This window comes from Kineococcus endophyticus, from assembly GCF_040796495.1.
In the GTDB taxonomy this organism is placed as follows: domain Bacteria; phylum Actinomycetota; class Actinomycetes; order Actinomycetales; family Kineococcaceae; genus Kineococcus; species Kineococcus endophyticus.
Genome location: NZ_JBFNQN010000043.1, coordinates 1 through 1,131 on the forward strand (window position 1 = coordinate 1; position 1,131 = coordinate 1,131).

The 1,131-nt window shown below is 64.9% G+C and carries 2 protein-coding genes; both read right to left on the bottom strand.

Going from position 1 to position 1,131, the window contains the following annotated elements:
* Positions 1-224: 224 nt before the first annotated feature.
* Positions 225-815: a hypothetical protein gene (locus AB1207_RS24440; protein WP_367641440.1), complete on the bottom strand. Its 591-nt coding sequence runs from the start codon at positions 813-815 to the stop codon at positions 225-227.
* A gap of 74 nt (positions 816-889) precedes the next feature.
* Positions 890-1,131, bottom strand: a 242-nt coding sequence (locus AB1207_RS24445) for a hypothetical protein (protein WP_367641441.1), incomplete at its 5' end; no start/stop codon positions are given.

Genomic DNA, 1,131 nt, shown 5'->3' on the forward strand with positions numbered 1-1,131 from the left:
CATGTACGTCGACTTGGCATTCAAGATCACTAACGGCTCCCGGTGACTCGGCGGTGCAACTCCTTCGCCACTCTGCCGCAACGACCACCGCGACGGGAGCAGTCAGAGCATCCGCAATTCGGCAAGAGCGCGAGATCGTCGACGTCCTGGTCCGCGGGATGACCGTGCGATTGTTCGGAGAACGATCAAGCTAGCGAGAGCACCCTGGGAGACGAAGTGGGCGGTCACGGCGGATCCATCCCGGGTTGGCTGGGACTTGTGTTGGTGGCCGTAATCCTCGTGGTCGGTGTCTTGCTAGAACGGTCTCGCCGTCGCAGGAAGTAGCTCACTCCTGATCTTGGTCCGACAGTCGCTTGGCAGCCATCGTCCACGCGGTCTGTGGGATGACAGAGACGTCGCGCGCCCCTCCTCAACGGGTGACAGGGCCCGGGATGGGCCGGCTGAGCATCCGCGCCGATCTTGATCCGGGGTGCCACTAACAGCGTTAGACCCAGCAGTCCGTAGCCGACCGCGCCCGCAGCAAGTGCGTCGCGGTCCCAGGTGGCGGCTGTGGTGGTGACGAAGCTGCCGTCGCGGAGGAACCAGTCGCAGCGCACTCCCATGGGGAACCACTCCCAGTGCTGACGGACGTCGACGCCGCGTTCGAGGACCCGCTGTTCGAGGGGGACGCGTGGGCTGACGCCGTGGTAGGCGCAGAAGTCGTTCTGGATGCCGAAGAGGTCGGCCTGAAAGAAGAGCAACGGCAGCGCTAGCGGGGCGGAGAAGATCATGAACCCGCCGATCAGACGGCGGATCAGGGTCGAGCCGTCGAACACGTGCGGCTCCTGGGCGGTCAAGAGGTGAAGAGGGTCGAGCTGCTGGGTGCTTTCAGCATCGACGGGTGCCGAGCTCAGCTCACTTCGTTGATCAGCTTCTCCACAGGACCACCACCCGTAGAGACCCACAACGACCCCCGTGACCACTCGGTCATCGTCATGTCCGCGAGGTCGTCGAGCGCGCGGAAGGCGGGATGACCGCGCGTTGGCCGTCGCCCGACGCTCCAGGAAAGCGGTCGAGACCGGCCCCCGTCGTCTCTACGGTCGACCGCATGGATCTCGATGCCACGCTGACCAAGCTGCTGCGCGACACGCT